18 protein-coding genes are annotated in these 25,805 nt (G+C 66.0%); 14 read left to right on the top strand and 4 right to left on the bottom strand.

All coding sequences use genetic code 11. The features are described 5' to 3' along the window. Window positions 1-46 precede the first annotated feature (46 nt). From VSR72_RS07680 to VSR72_RS07645, 8 genes are all read left to right on the top strand, one after another. Window positions 47-1,264, top strand: coding sequence for an aspartate aminotransferase family protein (locus VSR72_RS07680; RefSeq protein WP_342951805.1), 1,218 nt, complete (start codon window positions 47-49; stop codon window positions 1,262-1,264). A 47-nt stretch (window positions 1,265-1,311) separates the two neighbouring features. After that, window positions 1,312-2,391 carry an arginine/ornithine succinyltransferase subunit alpha gene (gene aruF, locus VSR72_RS07675; protein ID WP_342951804.1) on the top strand — a complete coding sequence of 360 codons (1,080 nt, stop codon included), beginning with the start codon at window positions 1,312-1,314 and terminating at the stop codon, window positions 2,389-2,391. Next, entirely contained in the window at window positions 2,388-3,416 is a 1,029-nt protein-coding gene (astA, locus tag VSR72_RS07670) for an arginine N-succinyltransferase (RefSeq protein ID WP_342951803.1), read from the top strand. Before aruF ends, astA begins: the two co-directional genes overlap by 4 nt. An 8-nt stretch (window positions 3,417-3,424) precedes the next feature. After that, on the top strand, window positions 3,425-4,888 hold the full coding sequence (gene astD, locus VSR72_RS07665; protein ID WP_342951802.1) for a succinylglutamate-semialdehyde dehydrogenase: 1,464 nt from the start codon (window positions 3,425-3,427) through the stop codon (window positions 4,886-4,888). 9 nt (window positions 4,889-4,897) lie between these two features. Then, entirely contained in the window at window positions 4,898-6,238 is a 1,341-nt protein-coding gene (gene astB, locus VSR72_RS07660; RefSeq protein ID WP_342951801.1) for an N-succinylarginine dihydrolase, read from the top strand. Further along, window positions 6,222-7,265 (top strand): succinylglutamate desuccinylase, encoded by a 1,044-nt coding sequence (gene astE, locus VSR72_RS07655; protein WP_342951800.1) that lies wholly within the window; start codon window positions 6,222-6,224, stop codon window positions 7,263-7,265. Before astB ends, astE begins: the two co-directional genes overlap by 17 nt. A gap of 299 nt (window positions 7,266-7,564) precedes the next feature. Further along, a complete protein-coding gene (locus tag VSR72_RS07650) occupies window positions 7,565-8,365 on the top strand; it encodes an ABC transporter substrate-binding protein (RefSeq protein ID WP_342951799.1) in 801 nt (266 codons plus the stop codon). Window positions 8,366-8,685: 320 nt separating this feature from the next. Next, window positions 8,686-10,071, top strand: a complete 1,386-nt coding sequence (locus VSR72_RS07645) for an EAL domain-containing protein (RefSeq protein WP_342951798.1) — start codon at window positions 8,686-8,688, stop codon at window positions 10,069-10,071. Between the two features lie 60 nt (window positions 10,072-10,131). Here VSR72_RS07645 and VSR72_RS07640 read toward each other — a convergent pair whose 3' ends face one another. Together VSR72_RS07640 and VSR72_RS07635 are read right to left on the bottom strand one after the other, a co-directional pair. Beyond that, complete coding sequence (locus VSR72_RS07640) at window positions 10,132-11,574, bottom strand: HDOD domain-containing protein (protein WP_342952031.1); 1,443 nt, start codon at window positions 11,572-11,574, stop codon at window positions 10,132-10,134. Window positions 11,575-11,622: 48 nt separating this feature from the next. Continuing rightward, the gene (locus tag VSR72_RS07635) at window positions 11,623-13,590 is read right to left on the bottom strand and encodes a GGDEF domain-containing protein (RefSeq protein WP_342951797.1); all 1,968 of its coding nucleotides are present in this window, start codon (window positions 13,588-13,590) and stop codon (window positions 11,623-11,625) included. Window positions 13,591-14,000: 410 nt separating this feature from the next. On the opposite strand from VSR72_RS07635, the gene VSR72_RS07630 reads away from it, so the two are divergent. The 6 genes from VSR72_RS07630 to VSR72_RS07605 all read left to right on the top strand — a co-directional run bounded on the left by VSR72_RS07630 (window position 14,001) and on the right by VSR72_RS07605 (window position 19,324). Further along, complete coding sequence (locus tag VSR72_RS07630; protein WP_342951796.1) at window positions 14,001-15,419, top strand: EAL domain-containing protein; 1,419 nt, start codon at window positions 14,001-14,003, stop codon at window positions 15,417-15,419. 166 nt (window positions 15,420-15,585) lie between these two features. Further along, window positions 15,586-16,149 (top strand): peroxiredoxin, encoded by a 564-nt coding sequence (locus VSR72_RS07625; protein WP_342951795.1) that lies wholly within the window; start codon window positions 15,586-15,588, stop codon window positions 16,147-16,149. 155 nt (window positions 16,150-16,304) lie between these two features. Next, on the top strand, window positions 16,305-16,772 hold the full coding sequence (locus tag VSR72_RS07620) for a hypothetical protein (RefSeq protein ID WP_342951794.1): 468 nt from the start codon (window positions 16,305-16,307) through the stop codon (window positions 16,770-16,772). 145 nt (window positions 16,773-16,917) lie between these two features. Then, a complete protein-coding gene (locus VSR72_RS07615) occupies window positions 16,918-18,438 on the top strand; it encodes a hypothetical protein (RefSeq protein WP_342951793.1) in 1,521 nt (506 codons plus the stop codon). A gap of 36 nt (window positions 18,439-18,474) precedes the next feature. After that, entirely contained in the window at window positions 18,475-19,017 is a 543-nt protein-coding gene (bamE, locus tag VSR72_RS07610; RefSeq protein WP_342951792.1) for an outer membrane protein assembly factor BamE, read from the top strand. Window positions 19,018-19,060: 43 nt separating this feature from the next. Continuing rightward, window positions 19,061-19,324, top strand: a complete 264-nt coding sequence (locus VSR72_RS07605; protein ID WP_342951791.1) for a hypothetical protein — start codon at window positions 19,061-19,063, stop codon at window positions 19,322-19,324. Between the two features lie 51 nt (window positions 19,325-19,375). Here VSR72_RS07605 and VSR72_RS07600 read toward each other — a convergent pair whose 3' ends face one another. Next, the gene (locus VSR72_RS07600; RefSeq protein WP_342951790.1) at window positions 19,376-22,675 is read right to left on the bottom strand and encodes an efflux RND transporter permease subunit; all 3,300 of its coding nucleotides are present in this window, start codon (window positions 22,673-22,675) and stop codon (window positions 19,376-19,378) included. Window positions 22,676-22,679: 4 nt separating this feature from the next. Continuing rightward, entirely contained in the window at window positions 22,680-25,799 is a 3,120-nt protein-coding gene (locus tag VSR72_RS07595; protein ID WP_342951789.1) for an MdtB/MuxB family multidrug efflux RND transporter permease subunit, read from the bottom strand. Window positions 25,800-25,805: the final 6 nt, after the last annotated feature.

The following is a 25,805-nucleotide window of genomic DNA, read 5'->3' as shown; positions in this document are numbered from 1 at the left end:
ACATCGACCCCGAATTCGACACGCACTGAGTAATAGAGGAATCGCCATGAACGACCAGACTGTGAGCCGCAAGACCTTCGACGAAGTGATGGTGCCGTGTTTCTCGCCCGCGCCGTTCGTGCCGGATCGCGGTGTTGGCTCGCGCGTGTGGGACACCGAGGGCCGCGATTACATCGACTTTGCCTGCGGCATCGCCGTGACGTCGCTCGGCCACGCGCACCCGGAACTGCTGCGCGTGCTGCAGGAGCAGGGCAGCAGGATGTGGCACATCGGCAACGGCTACACCAACGAGCCGGTGCTGCGCCTCGCGCGCCAACTCGAAGCGCTCACGTTCGCCGACCGCGCGTTCTTCGCGAACTCGGGCGCGGAAGCCAATGAGGCCGCGCTCAAGCTCGCGCGCCGCGTGGCGTTCGACCGGCACGGCGCCGACAAGGCCGAGATCGTCTCGTTCACGCAGTCGTTCCACGGCCGCACGTTCTTCACCGTGAGCGTGGGCGGCCAGCCCAAGTATTCCGAAGGCTTCGGCCCCGTGCCGGGCGGCATCACGCATCTGCCGTACAACGATATCGAAGCCGCGAAGCGCGCGATCGGCGCGCAGACCTGCGCTGTGATCGTCGAGCCGGTGCAGGGCGAGGGCGGTGTGATTCCCGCCGATCCCGCGTTCCTGCGCGCGCTGCGCGAAGCGTGCGACGCGCACGGTGCGCTGCTGATTTTCGACGAAGTGCAAACCGGTGTGGGCCGCACGGGCCACTTCTACGCCTACGAAGATACGGGCGTCACGCCCGACATCCTCACGACGGCCAAGGCGCTCGGCAACGGCTTCCCGATCGGCGCGATGCTCACGACCGAAGCGATTGCGGCGCACTTCAAGGTGGGCGTGCACGGCACGACCTATGGCGGCAATCCGCTGGGCGCCGCGATTGCGGGCAAGGTGGTCGAACTGGTGAGCGATCCGGCAGTGCTCGCTGGCGTGCGCGCGCGCGGCGAGGCGATTCGCGGCAAGCTTGCGAAGATCAACGAGCGCTTCGACATGTTCAAGGAAGTGCGCGGCAAGGGTCTTCTGATCGGCGCTGAACTCAATGCGCGCTTCACTGGACGCGCCAAGGACTTCAACGGGGCGGCCGCGAATCGCGGTGTGATGATGCTGATCGCCGGGCCGGACGTGCTGCGCTTCGCGCCGTCGCTCATCATTCCCGAAGCGGACCTCGACGAAGGCTTTGCTCGCTTCGAGCAGGCGTGCGCAGACGTGATCGGCGCACGCTGATCCGGGCACACGCTTAACCGCAATTCAGCGCACACACAGGACCGACGATGCTATTCGTTCGCCCCGCCAGGCTTTCCGATCTCGATGCGATCGCCCTTATGGCGCGCACCGCGCAGCCGGTGCTGCATTCGCTGCCGCACGACCGCGCGGCGCTGGAAGCGCGCATCGCGCTTTCCGAAGATTCGTTTCGCGCGGACGTGGACTTCCCCGGTGAGGAGTTCTATCTGTTCGTGCTCGAAGATTCTGCCACCGGGCGGCTCGTCGGCACCTCGAGCATCGTGGCGGCGGCCGGCTACGCCGAGCCGTTCTACGCGTTTCGCAACGATGCGCTCATTCATGCGTCGCGCGAGCTGCACGTGAACCGCAAGATTCACGCGCTCACGATGTCGCATGAACTCACGGGCAAGAGCCGTCTTGCGGGCTTTTACATCGAGCCTTCGCTGCGCGGCGAAGCGGCCGCGCATCTCATGTCGCGCGCGCGCATGATGTACGTCGCGATGAACCGCCGGCGCTTCACCCCCGAAGTGTTCACGCTGCTGCTCGGCGTGACCGACGAAACGGGTGCCTCGCCGTTCTGGGAAGCCGTGGGGCGCAAGTTCTTCGGGCGCGATTTCAAGGACATCGAACTGGCCTCGGGCGGACGCAGCCGCACCTTCATCGCTGAGGTGATGCCCGCTTATCCGCTCTATGTGCCGCTGCTGCCGGAGCCGGCGCAGCGCGTGCTCGGCGAGCCCGATCCGAGCGCCTTGCTCGCTTACGAGATTCATCTCGAAGAGGGCTTCGAGCCGGACCGCTATGTCGATATCTTCGATGCGGGCCCGGTGCTGACCGCGCAAGTGGACCGCACGGCCTCGGTAGCGGGCAATGAGACGCGCACGGTGCGAGAGGTTGCGAGCGCAACGAACCAGGAAGGCGCAGCGTATCTGGTCGCAAGCCAGCACGCGGGCGAATTCCGCTGCGTGCTCGCGACGCTGCCGGAAAGCGAGCAGGGCGCGGGCATCATCGCGCCGCTCGACGCCGCCGCGCGTGCCGCACTCGGCGTGCAGGACGGCGAGCCGGTGCGGTGTGCGCCGCTATATCGCGCCACTCCACAAACAGAGGACGCATACATGGGAGACGCACAATGATCGTGGTACGCGTTGTGCAAACGGGCGACGTGGACGCGCTCGTCGCGCTCGCCCAGGAAACGGGCCCCGGCCTCACCACCTTCAAGCCCGATCGCGAGGCGCTGAAGGCGCGCATCGAGCGCGCGCGGCGCACGCTGGCGGGCGAGGCTGAACTGCGCGAAGCGGGTTACTTCTTCGTGATGGAAGACACGGCCACTGGCGACGTGGCCGGGGTATGCGGCATCGAAACGGCCGTGGGGCTGGAGCAGCCGTTCTACAACTACCGCGTGAGCACGGTGGTGCACGCAAGCCAGGAACTCGGCATCTGGACGCGCATGCGCGCGCTCAACATCTCGCACGATCTCACGGGCTATGCCGAGGTGTGTTCGCTCTTTCTTTCGCCGCGTTATCGCACGGGCGGAGTGGGCGGGCTGCTTTCGCGCTCGCGCTTCATGTTCATCGCGCAGTTTCGCGAGCGCTTTCCCGAACGGCTTTGCGCGGAATTGCGCGGCCATTTCGACGCGGAAGGTACGTCGCCGTTCTGGCGCGCGGTCGGTTCGCACTTCTACCAGATCGATTTCAATGCCGCCGACTACCTCAGCTCGCACGGACGCAAGTCGTTCCTCGCGGAACTGATGCCGCGTTACCCGGTGTACGTCGAACTGCTGCCCGAGGAAGCGCAGGCGTGCGTCGGCCTCACGCACGCCGACACGATTCCCGCGCGCCGCATGCTCGAAGCCGAAGGGCTGCGCTATGAGAATCACGTCGATATTTTCGACGCGGGCCCGGTGCTCGAATGCCATACCGGCGACTTGCGCACGGTGCGCGACAGCGTGGTGGTGCCGGTCGAAATTGGCGAAGCACATGCCGAAGAGGGTGTGCGCTCACTCGTATCCAACACGTCGCTCGGCGATTTTCGCGTGGGTTTCGCGCCGGGAGTCGTGCACGACGGCAAGTTCACGCTGAGCGCGAGAGAAGCGGCGGCGCTGAACGTCGCGGCGGGCGATCCGGTGCGCGTCCTTGGGCCCGCATCGAAGCAGAAATAAGGATGACCATGAACGAGCTTTACATCGATGGACAATGGTGCGCGGCCTCGGGCCCCGCGTTCGCTTCGCGCAACCCCGGCACCGGCGCAACCGTGTGGAGCGGCAATGCCGCGAGCGCCGAAGATGTCGATCGCGCCGTCAACGCCGCGCGCCGCGCGTTCGCCGAGTGGTCGCAAACGCCGCTCGAAGCGCGCTGCGAGATTGTGAAGCGCTTCGCCGCGCTCGTCACCGAAAACAAGGAAACGCTCGCCCAGGCCATTGGCCGCGAGACCGGCAAGCCGCTCTGGGAAGCGCGCACCGAAGCGGCGTCGATGGCGGCAAAGGTCGCGATTTCGATCACCGCTTACGGCGAGCGCACCGGCGAGAAGCGCGCGTCGATGGCCGACGGCGTGGCGGTGCTACGTCATCGCCCGCATGGCGTCGTTGCCGTGTTCGGTCCGTATAACTTCCCGGGCCACCTGCCCAACGGCCATATCGTGCCCGCGCTGATTGCGGGCAATGCTGTCGTGTTCAAGCCTTCGGAACTCGCGCCTGAAGTTGCGCGCGCAACGGTCGAGATCTGGCACGAAGCCGGTTTGCCTGCAGGTGTGCTCAATCTCGTGCAGGGCGAACGCGACACAGGCATTGCGCTTGCGAATCATAAACAGATCGATGGACTCTTCTTCACGGGCAGTTCGGACACGGGCACGCTGTTGCATCGCCAGTTCGGCGGGCGCCCCGAGATTGTGCTCGCGCTGGAGATGGGCGGCAACAATCCGCTCGTGGTCGCACCGGTCGAAGATATCGACGCCGCCGTGCATCACACGATCCAGTCGGCGTTCCTGTCGGCAGGGCAGCGCTGCACGTGCGCACGCCGCATTCTGGTGCCCGCAGATGCATTCGGCGAGCGTTTCCTCGCGCGCTTCGTCGAAGTGAGTTCGCGCATCACCGTGGGCGAGTACGACGCCGATCCGCAGCCCTTCATGGGAGCCGTGATTTCGGCGCGCGCGGCGGGCAAGCTGATGAGCGCCCAGGCGCAGTTGCTCGAACGCGGCGCGCACGCCTTGCTGCCAATGGAGCAGCGCGACCCGGCGCTCGGTTTCGTGACGCCCGCGATTCTCGACGTGACCGGCGTGGCCGATCTGCCCGACGAGGAGCACTTCGGGCCGCTCGCGCAGATCATCCGCTACGCGGGTTTCGACGACGCCATTGAGCAGGCCAACAACACGGCGTACGGCCTCTCGGCGGGCCTGCTCGCCGACGACGAAGCGCTGTGGCAGCGCTTCACGCGCGAGATCCGCGCGGGCGTGGTGAACTGGAACCGCCCGACCAACGGGGCTTCGAGCGGCGCGCCGTTCGGCGGCGCGGGCCGTTCGGGCAACCACCGGCCCAGCGCGTATTACGCGGCCGATTACTGCGCCTATCCGATGGCCTCGGTGGAAAGCGCGCAACTGCAGATGCCCGCGAGCGTTTCGCCGGGTCTTCACTTCTAAGGAACGACGATGCAAACCCTTGAAGCCAACTTCGACGGACTCGTCGGCCCCACGCACAACTACGCCGGGCTGTCGTTCGGCAACGTCGCCTCGCAGAGCAACGAAAAGTCCGTAGCGAACCCGCGCGCCGCGGCGCAGCAGGGCTTGCGCAAGATGAAGCGGCTCGCCGACCTCGGTTTCGCGCAAGGCGTGCTGCCGCCGCAGGAGCGGCCGTCCATTCGCCTGCTGCGCGAACTGGGTTTCGGCGGTAAGGATGCCGAAGCGATTGCGCGCGCAGCGAAAGACGCCCCCGAACTGCTCGCAGCGGCAAGCTCCGCGTCGGCCATGTGGACCGCCAATGCGGCCACGGTGAGCCCTTCGGCGGATACGCCTGACCGGCGCGTGCATTTCACGCCCGCGAATCTGTGCAGCAAACTGCATCGCGCGATCGAGCACGAGGCCACGCGCCGCACGCTCTCCACGGTGTTCGCGGACCCGTCGCACTTCGTCGTGCACGAGGCGCTGCCCGGCACGCCCGCGCTCGGCGACGAAGGCGCGGCCAACCATACGCGTTTTAGCGCGCAGTACGGCGAGCGCGGCGTGGAGTTCTTCGTGTACGGGCGCAGCGAATACCGGCGCGGGCCGGAGCCCAAGCGTTTTCCGGCGCGGCAGACGTTCGAGGCGAGCCGCGCCATTGCGCAGCGTCACGGCCTGGCCGACGCCGGTACCGTGTTCGCCCAGCAGAACCCGGATGTGATCGATGCGGGCGTGTTCCATAACGACGTGATCGCCGTGGGCAACCGCAGCACGCTGTTCTGCCACGAGCGCGCGTTCGTCGAGCAGAAAGCGGTGTACGACGAACTGCGCACGAAACTCGCGGCGCACGATGCGCCGTTCCACGTGATCGAAGTGCCGGAGGCGCGCGTGAGCGTGGCCGACGCGGTGTCGTCGTATCTCTTCAACAGCCAGTTGCTGAGCCGCGCCGATGGCACGCAAATTCTCGTCGTGCCGCAGGAATGCCGCGAGAATCCGCACGTGGCGATCTATCTCGACGAACTGGCCGCGAGCAACGGGCCGGTGGACGAAGTGCTCGTGTTCGACTTGCGCGAAAGCATGAAGAACGGCGGCGGCCCGGCGTGCCTGCGCCTGCGCGTGGTGCTCACCGAGGAAGAGCGCGCGGCGACGGCGCCCGGCGTGTGGATGAACGACGCGCTCTTCACGCGCCTCGACGGCTGGATCGAGCGGCACTATCGCGACCGGCTCGCGCCGCAGGATCTGACCGATCCGGCGCTGCTCGTCGAATCGCGCACGGCGCTCGACGAACTCACGCAGATTCTCGGCCTTGGATCGCTCTATGACTTCCAGCGTTGATCACCCGCTCGCCGGTTTTCTTGCGTACACGCTGGCGGGCAATCGCCCAGCCACGCCCGAAGCGGCGCGCGGCGAATGCGCGGGCGGCGTGCGCTGGCAATGGCTCGACGAAGGCGTGCTGGAGCTGGAACCGGCACGCGTGGACGATACGACACGCAGCGTGCTGCTTTCGGCAGGTGTGCACGGCGATGAGACCGCGCCGATCGAACTGCTCTCGCAACTCGTGGCCGACATCGCGGCGGGGCGCGCGCCGCTAGCCTGCCGCGTGCTCGCGGTGCTCGGCAACGCGGGCGCGATGCGCGCTGGCGAGCGTTATCTCGACGACGATCTCAACCGCCTGTTCGGCGGCCGCCATGAGCGTGTGCCGCAGAGCCGCGAGGCGCCGCGCGCTGCGGCGCTCGAAGCACAGGCGCAACGGTTCTTCGCGAAGGCGTCGAACGGACCGCTCGCGCGCTGGCATCTCGACATGCATACGGCGATCCGCGCCTCGGCGTTCGAGCAATTCGCGCTGCTGCCGCACACGGGCGAGCCGCCCGCGCGCGCGTTGCTCGAATGGCTCGCCGACGCGCACATCGCGGCCGTGCTGATCCACACGGAGAAGGGCGCGACCTTGTCGTCGTTCACGGCCGAAACGTGCGGCGCGCTCGCCTGCACGCTCGAACTCGGCAAGGTGCGTTCGTTCGGCCAGAACGACCTGGCGCGCTTCGCCAATTGCGACGCCGCGGTGCGTCGCCTCGTTGCAGGCGAACTGTCGCTGCCAAAGGGCGCGCAGATGCCGCGCATCTTCACGGTGATTGGCCAGATCACGAAGCAGAGCGACGCACTCAAGCTTAACGTGGCCGCCGACGTGCCCAACTTCACGCCGTTCCCGCGCGGCGAGGTGCTGGCCGAAGATGGCGCCTACCGCTACGTGGTGCAGCACGACGAGGAGCGCATCGTGTTTCCGAATCCGGGCGTGAAGCCGGGTTTGCGCGCGGGCCTGCTCGTCGTCGATACCACCCGGGAGACGCTCGCCGCGCTCGCCTGAGCGCTTGCCGCACGCGCATTCGCGCGCGTGCGCATCCACGACATCCATTTGCATGTTCGAGCGCCCCGCGCCGGCTCGCCGCTAGCTGTCCGCGCGGCGGGGCGCTCGCGCCATCGCGGTACAATCGCGCCCTCGCGGTTGCTGCGGCGCACCACACATGGTGCGCGCAATTGAGCCGTGATATTGGCGCAGCGATCCTGTGCCCGCGCCGGGATGCCGTTTTTTAGCGGCGAATCGAAGCACGAAGCTGCACGAACGGGCCTCGCCGGCGCACCCAATCTGACTGGAAAGAGACACTGATGAAGACGAACTGGAACAAGCTGGCAACGCTCGCATTCTGCGCGGCTGCCATGACGGCTGGCGCGGCAGGTGCCGCACGCGCCGCCGATATCAAGGAAATCCGCTTTGGCGTGGAAGCGTCGTACGCGCCGTTCGAATCGAAGTCGCCCGCGGGCGAACTGCAGGGCTTCGATATCGACGTGGGCAATGCCGTCTGCGCGAAGCTCAAGGCAAAGTGCGTGTGGGTGGAAAACTCGTTCGACGGCCTGATTCCGGCGCTGCAGGCGCGCAAGTTCGCCGCGATCAATTCCGACATGTCGATCACGGACCAGCGCCGCCAGGCCATCGACTTCACCGACCCGATCTACGCGATTCCGAACCAGATGATCGCAAAGAAGGGCAGCACGCTCCAGCCCACGCCCGAGTCGCTCAAGGGCAAGCACGTGGGCGTGCTCCAGGGCACGATCCAGGAAACCTACGCGAAGGCGAAGTGGGCGCCCGCGGGCGTGGACGTCGTGCCGTACCCGACGCAGGACCAGATCTATGCGGACCTCGTTTCGGGCCGCCTCGACGCCTCGTTCCTGGACGCCGAAGCCGCTTCCAAGGGCTTCCTGAACAAGCCGCAGGGCGCAGCTTTTGCGTTCGCGGGCCCGCAGGTCGTGGACGTCAAACTGCTCGGCGAAGGCGTGGGCTACGGCGTGCGCAAGAACGATCCGGCGCTCAAGGCCGCGCTGAACGGCGCGCTCAAGGACCTGAAGGCGGACGGCACGCTCGACCGCCTCGCGGCGAAGTATTTCGATGTGAAGGTCGTGCTGAAGTAATCGGCGCGAACCGATAGACCGGCCGGCCGGAGGAAATCCAGCCGGCCGGTTTTTTTGTGTGCATTTGCTTCGGATTGCATATCAAATCATTCGTGTTTCGAAAGGAGGCCGCGCCGGTGATGGATATGGCACCGCAAAAATCGGAAAAAAATCCCGCAGAACACGAAGAACTTCATTTCCGCGCCTTACTTGCCAGGATAAAATCGGGATAAGAAAGTGCCGCGTCCGGTGCGTAACGTGTGCGAAGCGCAAACGCCAGCGGCATGCCAAGAAACAAGACCAGGGTGCCGCCATGCGTGCGGCGCCGCGCGGGGGACCCCATGAGCTTCAACGCCGCAGACCGGCCGCAGATGTCAGGAGTCGCGGGCAGCACGCAGTCGCCGGAACACGCCGGCCCGCCCATCGACGTGTATTTCGCGCGCCAGCCGATACTCGACCGGGAAGGCCTCCTCTGCGCGTTCGAGACATCGCCACGCCTCGTGGACCGGCGCGAAAGCGCTGAAATCGAGCAGGAGGCGCAGACCGCCGCGCAAGACCTGGCCTCGGGCCTGACGCCCAAGCCTTCCGCCACGAGCACGGCGCTCATCAAGGAATTCGCCGCGCCTGCCTTGCGCGCCTCGCTCGCGGGCCATCCGGCCTGGCTCGACATGACGCGCGACATGCTTTTTCACGACGGACTGCAGCGTGTGAGCCCCGAGCGCGTCATGCTCGAGTTGCCCGTGGACATCGGTGCGGACCCGGAGCTGATCGCGCGTCTCGTCGCGCTGCATCGCCGACGTTACCGCTTCGCGCTCGACCATGTGTCGAAGGCGGACGAGTCGCTCGCGAAACTGCTGCCGTATGTGGACGCCATCAAGATCGATATTCGCGAGATCGCGCCCGCTGTGCTGCCGAAGTTCGCGAGCGTGATGAAGGCGGCGGGCAAGATTCTCGTGGCGATGGGTGTCGAGACCCAGGAAGACTATCAGCGCGCGCACGAGCTCGGCTTCGACCGCTTCCAGGGCTACTTCTTCGCGAAACCGCACGGCGGCGCGCGCCGCTCGAGCGCCCCGCGCCAGGCGCTGCTGAACCTGCTGCATCTGCTGGCAGCCGAGCCCACGGTTGCGCAGCTCGAAGCGGAACTGAAGCTCAGCCCGGTGCTCGTGATGCATCTGATGCGGCTGGCCAACTCGGGCAGCATGAACATCGGCCGCAAGGTGACAACGCTGCGCGAGGCGATCAATGCGACCGGCACCAACGCCATCGCGCGCTGGACGCAATTGCTGCTCTACGCGGACGGCCGCAAGATCGCCGCCGAAGACGACCCGTTGCTGCAACTCGTGGCGACGCGCGCGCGCTTCATGGAAATTGCCGTGACGAAGCTCGCCAAGGCCCACCTCGAAGAGGAAGACGCGGCGTTTCTCGTGGGGGTGTTCTCGTTCGTCGAGGCCGTGTTCGGCGGTCCGCTCGAAAGCACGCTCGAAGTGCTCACGCTGGCGAGGCCGATTCGCACGGCGATCGTGAAGCGCGAGGGCGCGCTCGGGCGACTGCTCGAACTTTCGGAGGCGCTGGAGCGCGCAGACTGGGCCCGCGTCGATGCGCTGTGCGCGGAACTCGCGCCGCTCGACGCCGCGACGGTCGCGGCCATCTCGCTCGCGGCTGCGGAATGGGCGGGCACGTCCGGCCGCGACGCGGAGGACGAGGGGCTGGAACGGATCGAAGACTAACGGGCAGGGAGGCGCCGCGAAGGAACGCGGCGCCGCGCGCAGTCGAGAGTCAGTTGATGCTCAGGCTGTCTGCGGCGCGTGCGTGAAGAAGCGCGCGAGTTGCTGCGCGAGATCGTTCAACGCGCTCATCTCTTTCTGCGAAATGCGGCGCGGCTCCTGGTTCACGAGCCAGTCGCCGTACATCAGGGCAACGGGCTCGACGCCGGGCGCCCCCACGGGCAGCAGGACGAACGCTCGCGCGTCTTCGAAGCGCGAGCGATACCAGTCGGGCAGGCGCGCGAGAATCTTCGTGTCGCGCGCATTCTCGATGAAGATGCCCACCTTGTTCGCGATGGCGAGGTGGAACACGTCGGGCTGGAACGCAGCGGAAAACGACAGCTTGGGCAGCACGTCGCCCACGTGCGGGCCGAAGCCGTGTTGCGCCACGAACATGTTTGCCCCTTGTCGCACGAACACCACACTGCGTGCGAAACCCAGGCCCGCGAGCACGGTTTCGGTCGCGAGCGTGAGGGCGGTGCTGAGCGCGCTATCGGGTGGCAGCGCGCGCAAGTCTTCAACGCCGGCCGCAATGCGCGCCTCGGGATCGAGCGCCTCGCGCGCGATGGCGTCGGCGTTGGCGCGCAATTCGACGATCTCGCGCATTACGCCGTCTTCGGCTTCCTCACGCGCGAGCGCGAGGCTCATTTGCACGAGCGTGTCGGCGTCGGTCGAGAGCGCGCGGCCGTAGTGCTGCGCGAGCTCCGCGATATGCACTTCGCGCATTTCGTCGGAGAGGCCCGCGGTGGTCAGCACGCGCGCGACTTCGGTCGAGTAGTTGGTGATGGCGCGCAGCCATTGCACGTCGCGCGGTTCCTTGTCGGCCGGGTCGTACTGGCGCATGCCCGCGCGGATCGTGTCGGGCAGGCGCCAGCGCGAGGCGGCCTCGAGGCCGAGTTCCTCGAAGGTCACGCCGAGCACGCCGAGGCAGGCCTCGTCGTCGCTCGCGCCTTCTTCGATCTCGCGGCGAATCTGGTCCCACTCGGGTTCGAGATAGAACACCACGAGCAGCTTGCCCACCTGGCGCATGAGCGTGCAGACCACGGCTTCTTCGCCGGCACGCAGGTCGCCGTGCTCGGTGAGCTTGCGGGCGACGCAGCCGGAAAGCATGGTGCGGTTCAGTTCGAGCTTGGCGTCGATGCGGCGCGGCGCGCTGTGGTGAAAGTGATCGACGATCTTCAGGCCGACGACGAGATGGCCGACCGCGTCCATGCCGAGCACCATCAGCGCGCGCGTGACGGTCGTGATATTGCCGCCGAACGCCATGTACATGGCCGAATTCGCGAGCCGCAGTACTTTCTGCGTGAGCGCGAAATCCGAGAGCACGACCTTCACGAGGGCGCTGAAATCGTAGTCGTCGTTCGTCATCGCCGCGACCGTGGTACGCAGCGATTGCGACAGCAAGGGGAAGTCTCCGCGTTCATTCATGCGGGCCCACAAGCGGTCTAGCAGAACGGCCTTTACCATCTGAACCATGTCAATTTCGCGAAAGCCCTGCGGTTTGCGATGCCCGCATCATTGCACCTCGTGCACGTGCAACGCACCCGAAACGAAGCGCTGCTGCAATTCTTCCGAAGGCAGCGCCTTGCAGACGAGCCATCCCTGGATGTGCTCGCAACCCATGTTCGTCAGCAGCTCGCGCTGCGCCTCCGTTTCCACGCCCTCGGCCACGAGCTCGAGATCGAGCGTACGCGCGAGTCCCACCACCGCGTTCACGATCGCCTGATCGTTGCGCGAAGTGATGAGGTTCTCGACGAAGCTTCGATCGATCTTCAGCTTCGAAAGCGGGAAGCGCTGCAGGTACGCGAGGCTCGAATACCCCGTGCCGAAGTCGTCCACCGCGAAGCGAATGCCAAGCGAGGTCAGTTCTTCGAGCAGCGTTTTCGCATGCTGCGGATCGTGCATCAGCAGGCTTTCGGTGATCTCGAACACGAGCCGGCGCGGATCGACACCGGTCAGCTCGATCGCCTCCTCGACACTTTCCCTGAAACGCGGATTGCGGAACTGCTGGGGCGAGACATTGACCGCCACGTATTGCAGCCCGATGCCTTGTTCGTCCCATTGGGTCAGTTGCATACAGGCAGCCTTCAAAACCCAATTGCCGAGATAATTAATCAGGCCGACGGATTCCGCAAGAGGAATAAATGTTGATGGCGGCACCAGACCGTGCAATGGATGTTGCCAGCGGATCAGCGCCTCCACGCCCACGACGCCGCGCGACGCGCTGCTCGTGATGGGCTGGAAGTGTAGCGAGAATTCGCCGTTGCGCACACCGTCGTAGAGGTCCGACTCCAGCTTCAGGCGCATGGCGTCGGTGGGATCGTCGACGGGCACGTGCAACGTCAGCGTGTTGCCGCCGATGGCCTTGGCCTGCTGGAGCGCCTGGTCCGCGCGGCGGATGAGCGGCGTGGTGTCGGCGCCGGCATCGTCGCTGTCGTCGGTGTGACTCGCGCCGGATGCGTGCGGCCGCTGGTCCGGATGGAACGCAATGCCGATGCTCGCCGAAAGGTGTACGGGCTGGTTGCGAAACGAGTACGGCTGCAGGATCGAGGTGAGCAGGCGCCGGCCGAGCGCTTCGGCGGCGGCGCGCACTTCGTCGGGTGCGGTGTGGCGTTGCGGCGTGATCAGAATGGCGAACTCGTCGCTGCCGATGCGCGCGATCATCTCGCCTTGCAGTGCGAGGTGCGTGAGGCGCCGCGCGGTCTCGCGCAGCAGCTCGTCGCCGGCGTCGTAGCCGAGTGCGCGGTTCACGCGCTGATAGTCGTCGAGGTCGAGCAGCAGGAGCGCCGCCGGCACGCCGAAATGGTCCGCATCGGCCTGGGCGCGCTGCAGCGCGGGCGCGAGCGCGGTCTGGTTGGGCAGGCCGGTGAGCGGATCGTGATGGAGCGCGTGGGTGAGCGCGGCCTCGGTGCCCTGCCAGCCGGAGACGTCGAAGCCCGCCACCGCGAAGCCGCTCGTCTCGCCATACTGGGCGCGCTGCACGCGCAGCTCCACGGGAAGCGGGTAGGTGAGCGCCTTGACGAGCTCGATCGTGTCCTTTTCCACGGCGCCGCTGTGGGCGGCGCGCGCAAAGAGCGCCTCGAGGCGCTCGTGGTCGTCGGGCGTGACGATGTCGGCGAGCGTTGCGCCGAGCAGGAACTCGCGGTGATAACCCGCAAAGCGCAGGCTCGCGTCGGAGACGTAGAGAAAGTGGAGCCTCGCGTCCACGTGCACGAGGAAATCTACGGCGGCGGCCGTGTTCTCGAACGAGAGCGAGACGGCGTCGGCGTAGTCGGGCCCGGCGGAGGGGGGCGAAGGCGGTACGAGTGGCGCGGCGCCTTCGTCGCCGGTTGCGATCTGTGCGTGCGCTGCTTGAGCGGCAAGAGCGTTGCCAGGCATGGACGGGTCGCCGGCAATGCCCTTCAGGCCGGCAAGCGCGTAGAGCCGGTCGACGACCGTGCGCAACCAGCCCTGGCGGGGCGCGGAGATCCTGTTCGCTTCCATGTCTGTCGCTGGCAACCCTTTGTTCGTTCTCTGGCGTCCCGGCCGGTTTCCATGTCCGGCTGAAGCCGCCCATCAGAGCAAGTTATCGACCTCGGACGGGAAATCTTTAGCGGCAGTGATGGAAAAAACACCTAACGCATAAACGTGACGGGAGAGCGGTGCGGCGGCGTCCAGATTCGGTTAAAGTGGCGCCGGTCGAGACGCCGTTCGCCATGTGCGATAGGTCGGCGCGCGTAAAGCGCCCCGTCTTGCGGGCCGCAGGGGCGGCCCGGCGCGTCGGCGGCCATTACCGGCTATTCCATCCGTACGAGTCATCCGCCATGTCCGATTCATCGTCAGCGTTTGCCGCGCCGGCAAGCGAGGCTGCGCGAGACGATGCGGGCAGGGGCACCCCTGGTTCCGCGCCGTCTATGCCGTCAGCCTCACAACCCGGCCTTGCGCCCGGGACATCCACCGGTTCGCAGGCCGATGCCGCGCCCGTGCCGCAGCCGTCCGGGCCGCCGCTCGCGGCGCAAGCTGAGCGGCCACCTGAGCCGCCGTCGCGCCAGCAGGCGCAACCCGCGTCCGGCGCGGGCTCGGGCGCCGCGCAGCCGTTCGTCTATCTCGGACGGCAGCCCATTCTCGATCGCAATGGCGCGCTCAACGCCTATGAGCTGCTGTTTCGCGGCGGTGCGCAGAACCGCGCCGACGTCGACGACGACGCGCTCGCCACGGCCCAGGTGATGACGCGCACGATCGGCCAGCTCGGCGTGCCCGCGGTGCTCGGCCGTCACTACGGCTACGTCAACATCAGCCGCGAGCTGCTGTTCGACGACATCGTGCATCTGCTGCCGCCTGGCCGCTTCGTGCTGGAGGTGCTCGAACACGTGCGCTTCGACGCCGCGGTGCTGGAGCGCCTCGCGCAACTACGCCGCGCCGGCTACCGCATTGCTTTCGACGACGTGAGCGAGATCACGGAGAACCTGCTGCGTGCGTTGCCCTACGCGGACATCATCAAGGTCGACCTGATGCAGACGGAGCGCGCCGCGCTGCCCGAGCTGGTCGCGAGCCTCGCCGCGCACGGCAAGACGCTGATTGCCGAGAAGGTCGAGACGAGCGAGGACTTCGAGCTGGCCTCGTCGCTCGGCTTCGAACTTTTCCAGGGCTACTTCTTCGCGCGCCCGCAGGTGCTGCGCGCGCCGCGCGTGCGCGCATCGCGCCTTGCGCTCGTGCGTCTGCTCGCGTTGGTGGCGAATGACGTCGGCACGGCCGAACTCGAGCGCGAACTGCGCAGCCACCCGGGCGTAGTCGTGCAACTGTTGCGTCTCGTCAATTCGAGCGCGTACTCGCCAGGGCGGCCGATCTCCTCGCTGCGCGAGGCGGTGCTCGCGGCCGGCACGCGCCAGATCGCACGCTGGGCGCAACTGCTGCTCTACGCGAGCGGACGCGATCTGCCCTGGGGCTCGGACCCGCTGGTGCAACTCGCGGGCACGCGCTCGCACTTCATGGAGCTTGCCGCGCGCAGCCTGAGCCCCCAGGACCCCGATTTCGCCGATGCCGCTTTCATGACCGGCATCTTCTCGCTCGTGCACGTGCTGGTGGGCTCGACGCCCGAGCACACGCTCGATCGCCTCGGCCTTGCGCGCGAGATCGTCGAGGCCGTGGATGACCATCGCGGTGAACTGGGCACGCTGCTGCGTATCGCGACCGCGGCCGAGCGCGGCGATCACGACGGCGCACAGCGCCTTGCCAGCGAGGCGGGCGGCATGTTCAACGCGCTGACGCCGCCGCTACTGGGCGAGCTGAACTTGTGGGCCGGCGCGTGGTTCACGGCCTACGCTGAGGGCTGAAAGCGGGGCGTAAGGCGGCCATCGAGGTGCGCTGCGAGCGCCGCAATTGTGTGATTGAATAACGGCATCGCCGGACGCGCGCCGTCATGAGTCTCATTTGCATGATGGGCAAAATGCGCGGGCAAATCGCGCGCCGGCGTGGCGATTCAACTCGAGGGCATTTGATATGAAACCGAGGTTCTTTGCGGCGGGAGCCGCGGCGCTCGTCTGCGCCGGGCTTGCGCTCTTTACGCTGTCTGCACAGGCAACACTCAAGCCGGGCGATCCAGCCCCCGACTTCACGACCCAGGCGTCGCTGGGCGGCAAGACCTACACCTATTCGCTCGCTTCGGAACTGAAGAAGGGCCCCGTGGTGGTGTACTTCTATCCGGCTGCGTTCACGAAGGGCTGCACGATCGAAGCGCACGAGTTCGCGGATGCGGTGGATCAATACAAGCAGTATGGCGCGACCGTGATCGGCGTTTCGCACGACAACATCGACACGCTCACGAAGTTCTCGGTGAGCGAGTGCCGTAGCAAGTTCCCGGTGGCCGCCGACGAAGATTCGAAGATCATCAAGTCGTACGATGCGTCGATGCCGATGCACGAGTCGATGGCCAACCGCGTTTCGTATGTGATCGCGCCGGACGGCAAGATCATCTACGAATACACGAGCCTCTCGCCGGACCAGCACGTCGCGAACACGTTGCGCGCCTTGAAGGAATGGGCCGCGCAGCATCCGCAGCAGTAGTCGCCGCAATCCGTAGTCAAAGGCGGGGCCGGCCACGCGCGCGGGCCCCGCAGCGATCTTTCCCGATTCCCCCTGCGCGTTTCGTCCTGGCATGCCGGCAATGGCGAGCCGACACCTCTCCCTCGCATTTCTCTCCCGCCACCAGGAATACCCGCATGCCGATCGTCGTTGTTCTCCTTGCCTTTGCCGCGCTCGTTTATGGCGCGTACTGGTCCTTCAACGCCATCGCGGCGCAATTCGGCACGGGCGTTGCCGTGGGCGCAGCCGTGATTGCCGCGGCGCTGTTCGTCGCGCTCATCGCCTGGTGGTGGCGTCGCATGCGCGACGTCGCCCCCAATGTGCGCGGCGAAGGCGACTGGACGCATCGCGTGGCCGGCGCATGGGGCGAGGCTCGTCTGGCCGCGGGCAAGCGTTTTTGCGAGCTGACGCAGGGCGGGGCGCATGGCGCGTACATCTTCGCTGACCTGCAAGGCGCGCAACCGGCGCGCAATGCCAATGGATGGCACGTGGCGCTGCGCGTAGCCGATCCGAAGCGCCCACTCTGGGAACTGCCGATGCCAAGCGAGCGCGAAGCGAAGCGCTGGGCGCGCATTTTCACGCTCGCGATTGCGCAGAAGCTGTGAGGGCTGCAGGACAGATCTGTCAGGAATTGAGATAAGTCTGATTTCTATCGCAGGAGGGCGCGGATAGGATGGTTTTGCGTCAATGGATACTTCGAGATCGCCGCTTGGTGGCGTCCCGTCCGGGCGCACCAAGGAGCCAATCCAGATGCAGAACGTCCCCATTTTCCCTCGTCCGCCGCGCCTGTTCGAGCGCGTGCGTATCGTCACGGCCCAGCCCGCGGGCTATGCGCATAGCGCGGCATTCCAGGAATATGCCTTCGGGTTGCGGGCCGCTTTTGCGGCGCTCGGCGCGCAGGTTGACGCTGCCGACAACGAATTCCTCGCGGGCGATGGCGTGAACTTCGTGTTGGGCGCGCATCTGCTCGCGCCCGGGACGGTGCTGCCGTCCAATACCGTCATCGTCAACCTCGAGCAGATGCGCGCCGGCTGGGCCGCCCAGATGCCGCACTATCTCGAGATGTTGCGGCATCATCCCGTGCTCGACTACTCTCCCTCGAATGTCGAGCGCATCCGCAAACTCACGGGCAATGCGCACGTGCACGTGCTCACGCCCGGTTATGTACCGCAACTCACCTGCATCACGACGGCGCAGCAACAGGACGTCGACGTGTTGTTTTACGGCTCCCTGAACGAGCGCCGGCACAAGATTCTCGAAGCACTGCGCGCAGCGGGCCTTGTTGTGCAGCATTTGCGCGGTGTCTACGGCGCCGGGCGCAATCAGTGGATCGCGCGCAGCAAGGTCGTCCTCAACGTCCACTTTTACGACGACAAGATTCACGAAGTCGTCCGCACGTCCTGGCTGCTTGCCAACCGCAAGGCCGTAGTGAGCGAGTGCGAGCCGGATACTGAAATCGCCGACGATTTGCGCGAAGCCGTCGTCGCCGTTCCTTACGGTGACCTCGTGCAGACCTGCATCGCGCTGGTGAAAGACGACGCGCGCCGCCACGAAATCGAGCAGCGCGGCTTTGAGATCTTCGCGCGCCGCGATCAGGCCGCGATGCTCGCGGCGCTGCTGCCGAAACTCTCGTTGCCGGTGCCGCGCCGCATCAACCTTGGCAGCGGCAAGTCTTACGACCCCGAGCGACTGAATATCGACATCGACCCGAAATGGCAGCCCGATATTCTTGGCGATCTTGCGCACCCGGCAGGCTTGAAGCAGATCTTTTTCAGCCCCACATACGGCCTGACGCGCCTTGAAGCGGGGCAGTTCGACGAGATCGAGGCGACGGATGTGCTCGAACACGTGCCGGCTCTCACCAGGCTCATGACGCACTGCCTCGAACTGCTGCGCGATGGCGGCGCAATGCGCGTGGTCGTGCCCTACGACCTTTCGTATGGCGCATGGCAGGATCCGACACACGTTCGCGCGTTCAACGAACGCAGCTGGTGGTACTACACGCAGTGGCACTGGTATCTGGGCTGGATGGAGGCGCGCTTCGACCTCGGCAGGCTTGGCATGACGTTCAGTCCGATTGGCGTTGAACTGCGTTCGCGTGGCGTTGCCGACGAGGAAATATTGCGCACGCCGCGCGCCGTGGACGCCATGGAGGCCGTACTCGTCAAGCGCATGCTTACAGAGTCCGAACGCGAAGCAGCGTTGGCAATGCACCGTGGCGCCTGGCGCGACGCAGCTGCGAACGTTGCCAGTGCCGCCTTGTCCGAATAACTTCCCGGCGCTTTCGAGCCGCAACGTCAGGTGGATATGAAACGAAAACCCTGGATCGCCGCGATCCTCATTGCGCTCTGCGCCACGCTGCTTGCCGCGTGCGACCAGCAAAAGGTCGCCGACGCGGTCAACGCGATCAAGCCCGATTCGATGGCGTTCGGCGGCCTGAAGATTGGCGTCTCGACCGTCGAGGACGTACGCCAGCAGGCGGGCAAGCCCGAAATGGTGTGGGAGGACGACGATGGCGCGCAGCGCCTGGAATACCCGCGCGGCCCGAATGGCCTCACCACGTGGATGCTCGACTTCGACGCGAACGGCAAACTCGTGGCGATGACCCAGGCGCTCACGGCGCAGAATATCGCGCAGGTGGTGCCGGGCATGACGCAGGACGAAGTGCGTCGCCTGCTCGGCAAGCCGGCCACGGTAGCAAAATATGCGCTCAGCCACGAGGAAGTGTGGAGCTGGCACTGGGCCGAAGGCGGCGTGGCGGGCGACGGCATGTTCAACGCCCATTTTGCGCCGGACGGTCTCGTGATCAGGACGTCGCGCTCGGACGCACCGGGTCACGAGCAGCATTGAGGCGGCAAGTGCATCCATTGCACCAGCCGCGAGGAGGAAGCAGATGAAACGTATCGCGTTGCTTTGGAATGTCGTGAAGGGCGATGTGCGCGTGCTGTGGCACGCGCTGCGCCAGCCGGAACGCCCCGTGTGGCTGATGCCCGCCACGGCGCTACTCGCGCTCTATGCGCTCGACCCGTTCAATATCGCGCTGCCGGTGGCTGGTGTCGTGGACGATGGGATCATCGTGCCGCTGGTGCTGCATCTGATCGTGCGTTGCCTGCCGGTGCATTTGCGGCAGCCTCAAACTCGAAGCGCGCGGGCATAAAAAAAGCTGAAGCGTAGCTTCAGCCTTTTTCCAATGCGCTAACGCGACCGCCTATTCCACCTGAGCGGTGGGCGCTCCGCGCCGGCGCTTCGCATCCCACCACACGCGCAGCCGGTCCATGTACAGGTACACGACCGGCGTCGTATAGAGCGTGAGCATCTGGCTCACGATCAGCCCGCCCACGATCGAGATGCCGAGCGGCGCGCGCAGCTCCGCGCCTTCGCCGCGCCCGAACGCGAGCGGCAGCGCGCCGAGCAGCGCCGCGCAGGTCGTCATCATGATCGGACGGAAGCGCAGGAGACACGCCTGACGGATCGCATCGTGCGAACTCAGGCCCTCGCGCGAGGCCTGAATCGCGAAGTCCACCATCATGATCGCGTTCTTCTTCACGATGCCGATCAGCAGAATCACGCCGATCAGCGCGATGATGCTGAACTCCGTCTTGAAGAGCAGCAGCGCGAGCAGGGCGCCCACGCCTGCCGAGGGCAAGGTGGAGAGAATCGTGAGCGGATGGATGTAGCTCTCGTACAGAATGCCCAGCACGATATACACGGCCGCGAGCGCCGCGAGAATCAGGAGCGGCTGGTTGTCGAGCGACTGCTGGAACGCCTGCGCGGTGCCCTGGAAGCTGCCGTGAATCGTCGCGGGCATGCCGATCGCGCCCATCGTGTCGTAGATCGCCTGGGTGGCGTCGGAGAGCGACTTGCCGGGCGGCAGGTTGAACGAGATCGTCGAGGCCACGAACTGGCTCTGGTGATTCACCGAAAGCGGCGTCGTGCCGGGGCCGAACGAGGCGATCGACGAGAGCGGCACCATGGTTTCCTTCGACGTGGAAACGGCCGCGCCCGACGACGCGCTCGACTTGCCGCTCGCGGCAAGCGAGTTGGTCGCGAGGTTGCGCGCGGAGTCGGCGGCGATGGTTGCTGCGCTCGACGCCGTGGTGGCCGTCGTGCCGCCCGTGGAGGCAGTGGTCGGGCCGGTCACGGTGCCCGCCGTCGCGTTGGTGCTCTGCGCGCCGCTCGCCGTGCCGCCCGAGGTGCTCACCCAGATTTCGTTGAGCATCGTCGGGCTCTGCCAGTACTTCGGCGCGACTTCCATCACCACGTGGTACTGGTTGAGCGGGTTGTAGATCGTCGAGACCTGGCGCTGGCCGAACGCGTCGTAAAGCGTGTTGTCGATCTGCGAAGGCGTGATGTTCAGCCGCGCGGCGCTCGCGCGGTCGATGTTGATCATCGACTCGAGGCCGCCTTGCTGCTGGTCCGAGTTCACATCGGCGAGTTCGGGGCGCGCCTGCAGCGCCTCAGTGAGCTTCGGCCCCCACTTGTAGAGGTCCGCGGTGTTGTCCGCGAGCAGCGTGAACTGGTACTGCGCGTTCGACTGCCGGCCGCCCACGCGAATGTCCTGCACCGCTTGCAGGAAGGTGCGCGCGCCCGCCACGTTCGAGAGCGGCCCGCGCAGCTGCGCGATCACCTCGTCGGCGGAAAGCTTGCGCTCGCCCTTGGGTTTGAGCGAGACGAACATGAAGCCCGAGTTCGTCGCGCGTCCGCCTGAAAAGCCCGCAACCGATTCCACCGCCGGGTTCGCCTGCACGATGCGCATCATCTCGGCGAACTTCACCTTCATCGCCTGAAACGAGGTGGCCTGGTCGGCCTGGATGCCGCCGATCAGGCGCCCCGTGTCCTGCTGCGGGAAGAAGCCTTTGGGCACGATCACGTAGAGCGCGACGTTCAGCGCGATGGTCGCAATGAGCGTGAGGAGGATGAGGAAAGGATGCGCCAGCGCCCAGCCGAGCGTGCGCTCGTAGCCGCCCTGCATGCGCATGAAGCCGCGTTCGAGCCATTGCGCGAAGCGGCCTTCTTCCTTCTTCTCGTGCGCCTCTTCGAGCAGGCGCGAGCACATCATCGGCGTGAGCGTGAGCGAGACGGCCAGCGACACCGCAATCGCGAGCGAGAGCGTGAGCGCGAACTCGCGGAACAACCGCCCGACAATGCCGCCCATCAGCAAAATGGGCAGGAACACGGCGACGAGCGAGACGCTGATCGAGAGCACCGTGAAGCCCACCTCGCGCGCGCCGAGCAGTGCCGCTTTCATGCGCGGCACGCCGTTCTCGATATGCCGCGAAATGTTCTCCAGCACGACGATGGCGTCGTCCACGACAAAGCCCGTCGCGATGGTGAGCGCCATGAGCGAGAGGTTGTCGAGCGAGAAGCCCATCAGGTACATGGCCGCGAACGTGCCGATGATCGAGATGGGCACGGCCACGCTCGGAATGAGCGTCGCGCGCCAGTTGCGCAGGAACAGGAACACCACCATCACGACGAGCGCCACGGCGATGATGAGCGTGTGCTCGGTGTCCTTGAGCGAGGAGCGGATCGTGACGGAGCGATCCGATGTGGGGATCACTTCGACGTCGGCGGGCAGCGAGGCCTTCAACTGCGGCAGCATCGCGACCACGCGGTCCACGGTTTCGATGATGTTCGCGCCCGGCTGGCGGTAGAGGATCACGAGCACCGAGCGCTTGCTGTTGGCGAGGCCGATGTTGCGCAGGTCTTCCACCGAATCGACCACTTCGCCTACGTCCGAGAGCTTCACGCCTGCGCCGTTGCGGTAGGCGATCACGAGATCCTTGTACTGGCTCGCCTTGCTCGCCTGGTCGTTGGTGTAGAGCTGAAAGCGCTGCGGGCCGAATTCGATATCGCCCTTCGGGCTGTTCGCGTTTGCCGAGGCGAGCGCCGCGCGCACGTCTTCGAGGCCGATGCCGTAGTGAAAGAGAGCGTGTGGTTCAAGCTCGACGCGCACCGCCGGGTTCGCCGAGCCGCTCACGTCGACTTCGCCCACGCCGTCCACCTGCGAGAGCGACTGCTGCAGCACCGTGGCCGCCGAGTCGTAGAGCTGACCCGCGCTCAAGGTAGGCGAGGTGAGCGCGAGAATCAGAATGGGCGCGTCGGCGGGATTGACCTTGTGGTAGGTCGGGTTCTGCCGCAGGCTCGTGGGCAGGTCGGCGCGCGCGGCGTTGATCGCCGCCTGCACGTCGCGCGCGGCGCCGTCGATGTCGCGGTTCAGGCCGAATTGCAGTGTGATGCGCGTGCTGCCCACCGAGCTTTGCGAGGTCATCTCGCTCACGTCGGCGATCGAGCCCAGGTGCCGCTCCAGCGGGCTCGCCACGCTGGTCGCCACGGTTTCCGGGCTCGCGCCCGGCAAGGTGGCCTGCACGGAGATGGTCGGAAAGTCCACCTGCGGCAAGGGCGCGACCGGCAGCTTCGTGAACGCGAAGAGGCCGGCCAGCGCAATGCCGACGGCGAGCAGCGTGGTCGCGACGGGGCGCGAGATGAACGGGCGCGAGAGATTCATCGCGTCAGCTCTCCGACGAAGACGGCGCGCCTTGCGAGCCGCTACCGAAGCGCTCGCGCAGACGCCGCGCGATCCGGTCGAACGCGAGGTAGATCACAGGCGTCGTGAAGAGCGTGAGCGCCTGGCTCACGATCAGGCCGCCCGCGATCGCAATGCCGAGCGGCCGGCGCAATTCGCTGCCCGCGCCATAGCCGAGGATCAGCGGCACGGCGCCGAGCAGCGCCGCCATCGTCGTCATCATGATCGGACGGAAGCGCAGCAGACACGCCTGATAGATCGCCTCGCGCGGCGGCTTGCCTTCATGGCGTTCGGCCTCGAGCGCGAAGTCGATCATCATGATGGCGTTCTTCTTCACGATACCGATCAACAGCACGATGCCGATGATGCCGATGATGTCGAGATCGTGACCGGTCAGGATGAGCGCGAGCAGCGCGCCGATCCCAGCCGATGGCAGCGTGGAGAGAATCGTGATCGGATGCACGAAGCTCTCGTAGAGCACGCCGAGCACGATATACATCGTGACGATGGCCGCGAGGATCAGGAACAGTTCGTTGGAGAGCGACGCCTGGAACGCGAGCGCCGCGCCCTGGAAGCGCGTCTGGAACGAGCCCGGCAGGCCGATGTCCTTTTCCGCCTGCTGGATCGCCTTGACCGCCGCGCCGAGCGACGAGCCCTGAGCCAGGTTGAAGGACACCGTCGTGGCCGGGAACTGCGAGAGGTGCGAAACGAGCAGCGGCGACGGCCGCTCGTGGAACTTCGCGATGGCCGAGAGCGGCACCTGGCCCGTCGTGGAGGTCGAAGAGGGCAGGTAGATCGAGTTCAGCGCATCGGTGTAGTGCTGAAGGATCGGATCGGCTTCGAGAATCACGCGGTACTGGTTCGACTGCGTGAAGATCGTCGAAATGATGCGCTGGCCGTAGGCGTCGTAAAGCGCGTTGTCGACGGTCGCGGGCGTGATGCCGTAGCGAGCGGCGCTTGCGCGGTCGATCTCGATGAACACCGAGCTGCCCTGGTCCTGCAGGTCGGTCGCGACATCGGCGAGTTCGGGCAGTTGCTGCAAATGCTGCACGAGCTTCGGCACCCAGGTCGTGAAGTCCTGGATGTTCGGCGTGGTGAGCATGAACTGATACTGCGTCGGGCTCACTGTCGAGTCGATCGTGAGGTCCTGCACCGGCTGCATGTAGAGCGTCGCGCCCGTCACGTGGGCCACGCTCTTTTGCAGGTCGCGGATGATCTCGCTCGCCGTTTCGCTGCGGTCGTCGCGCGGCTTGAGGTTGATGAGCATGCGACCGCTATTGAGCGTGATGTTGGTGCCATCCACGCCGATGAACGAGGTCAGACTCTCGACGTTCTCGTTCTTGAGGATCTCTGCGGCGAGCGCCTGCTGACGCTCGGCCATCGACGCATAGGACACCGACTGCGGCATCTGCGTGATGGCCTGGATCACGCCCGTGTCCTGCACGGGGAAGAAGCCCTTGGGCACGATCACGTAGAGAATGCCGGTGAGCACGAGCGTGATGAGGAACACGATCATCGTGAGGCGCTGGCGCGCGAGCACCCATTCGAGCGCCACGCCGTAGCGGCCGATCACGTAGTCGAAGAACGCGTGCACGCGCGCCTCGAAGCGGTGGCTTTCGGGCGGCGGCGTGTGGCGCAGCATCTTCGCGCACATCATCGGCACGAGCGTGAGCGAGACGACGGCCGAGATCACGATCGTCACCGCGAGCGTGATGGCGAATTCGTGGAAGAGGCGGCCCACCACGTCGCCCATGAAGAGGAGCGGTATCAGCACGGCGATGAGCGACACCGTCAGCGAGATGATGGTGAAGCCGATCTGCTTCGAGCCTTTCAACGCCGCTTCGAGCGGTGTTTCGCCATCCTCGACATAGCGGGCGATGTTCTCGATCATGACGATGGCGTCGTCCACCACGAAGCCTGTCGCGATGGTGAGCGCCATCAACGACAGGTTATCGAGCGAGAAGCCGCACAGGTACATGACCGCGAGCGTGCCGATGAGCGAAAGCGGCACCGAAAGGCTCGGAATGATCGTGGCGTAGATGTTCGCGAGGAACAGGTACATCACGAGCACCACGAGCACCACCGACATCAGCAGCTCGAACTGCACGTCGCGCACCGAGGCGCGGATCGTGGTGGTGCGGTCGGTGACGATCTGCACGTCGAGCGAGGAGGGCAACGCTTCCTGCAACTGGGGCAGCAGCGCCTTGATGCTGTCCACCACCTGGATCACGTTCGCGCCCGGCTGGCGCTGCACGTTCAGAATGATTGCCGGCGTGCCGTCCGCCCACGCGCCGAGCTTGGTGTTCTCCGCGCCCTGCACGATGTTCGCGACATCCGTGAGCATGACGGGGCGGCCGTTGCGGTACGCGATCACGGCGTCCTTGTACGCGTCGGCGTCGGTCAGCTGGTCGTTCGCGTTGATCGTGTAGGCGCGCGTGGGGCCGTCGAAGTTGCCCTTCGGCGTGTTGACGTTCAGGTTCGAGATGCTCGTGCGCAGGTCATCGAGATTCAGGCCGTAGGCCGCGAGCGCGCGCGGATTCGCCTGGATGCGCACGGCCGGGCGCTGGCCGCCCGAGAGGCTCACCAGGCCCACGCCAGCCACCTGCGAAATCTTCTGCGCGAGGCGCGTATCTGCAAGATCCTGGATCTGCGTGAGCGGCAGCGTTTTCGAGGTGATCGCGAGCGTCAGGATCGGCGCGTCGGCGGGGTTGACCTTGGCGTAGATCGGCGGCGCGGGCAGGTCGGAGGGCAGCAGGTTGCCGGCCGCGTTGATGGCCGCCTGCACCTCCTGTTCGGCTACGTCGAGCGGCAGGTCGAGGCTGAACTGCAGCGTGATGACCGAAGAGCCCGCCGAACTCTGCGACGACATCTGGTTGAGCGACGGCATCTGCCCGAACTGGCGCTCGAGCGGCGCCGTGACGGAGGACGTCATCACGTCCGGGCTCGCGCCCGGGTAGAAGGTCTGCACCTGGATGGTCGGGTAATCGACTTCGGGCAGGGCGGAAAGCGGCAGAAAGCGCAGCGCAACGAGGCCGACCAGCATGATCGCCGCCATGAGCAGCGCCGTGCCGACCGGCCGCAGGATAAAGGCGCGGGATGGATTCATGCTGGC

Origin of the sequence: Paraburkholderia sp. JHI869 (genome assembly GCF_038900775.1) — a bacterium.
Lineage (GTDB): Bacteria > Pseudomonadota > Gammaproteobacteria > Burkholderiales > Burkholderiaceae > Paraburkholderia.
Note: the sequence above shows the minus strand (reverse complement) of the source record. Positions and strands in the feature narration are given on the sequence as shown.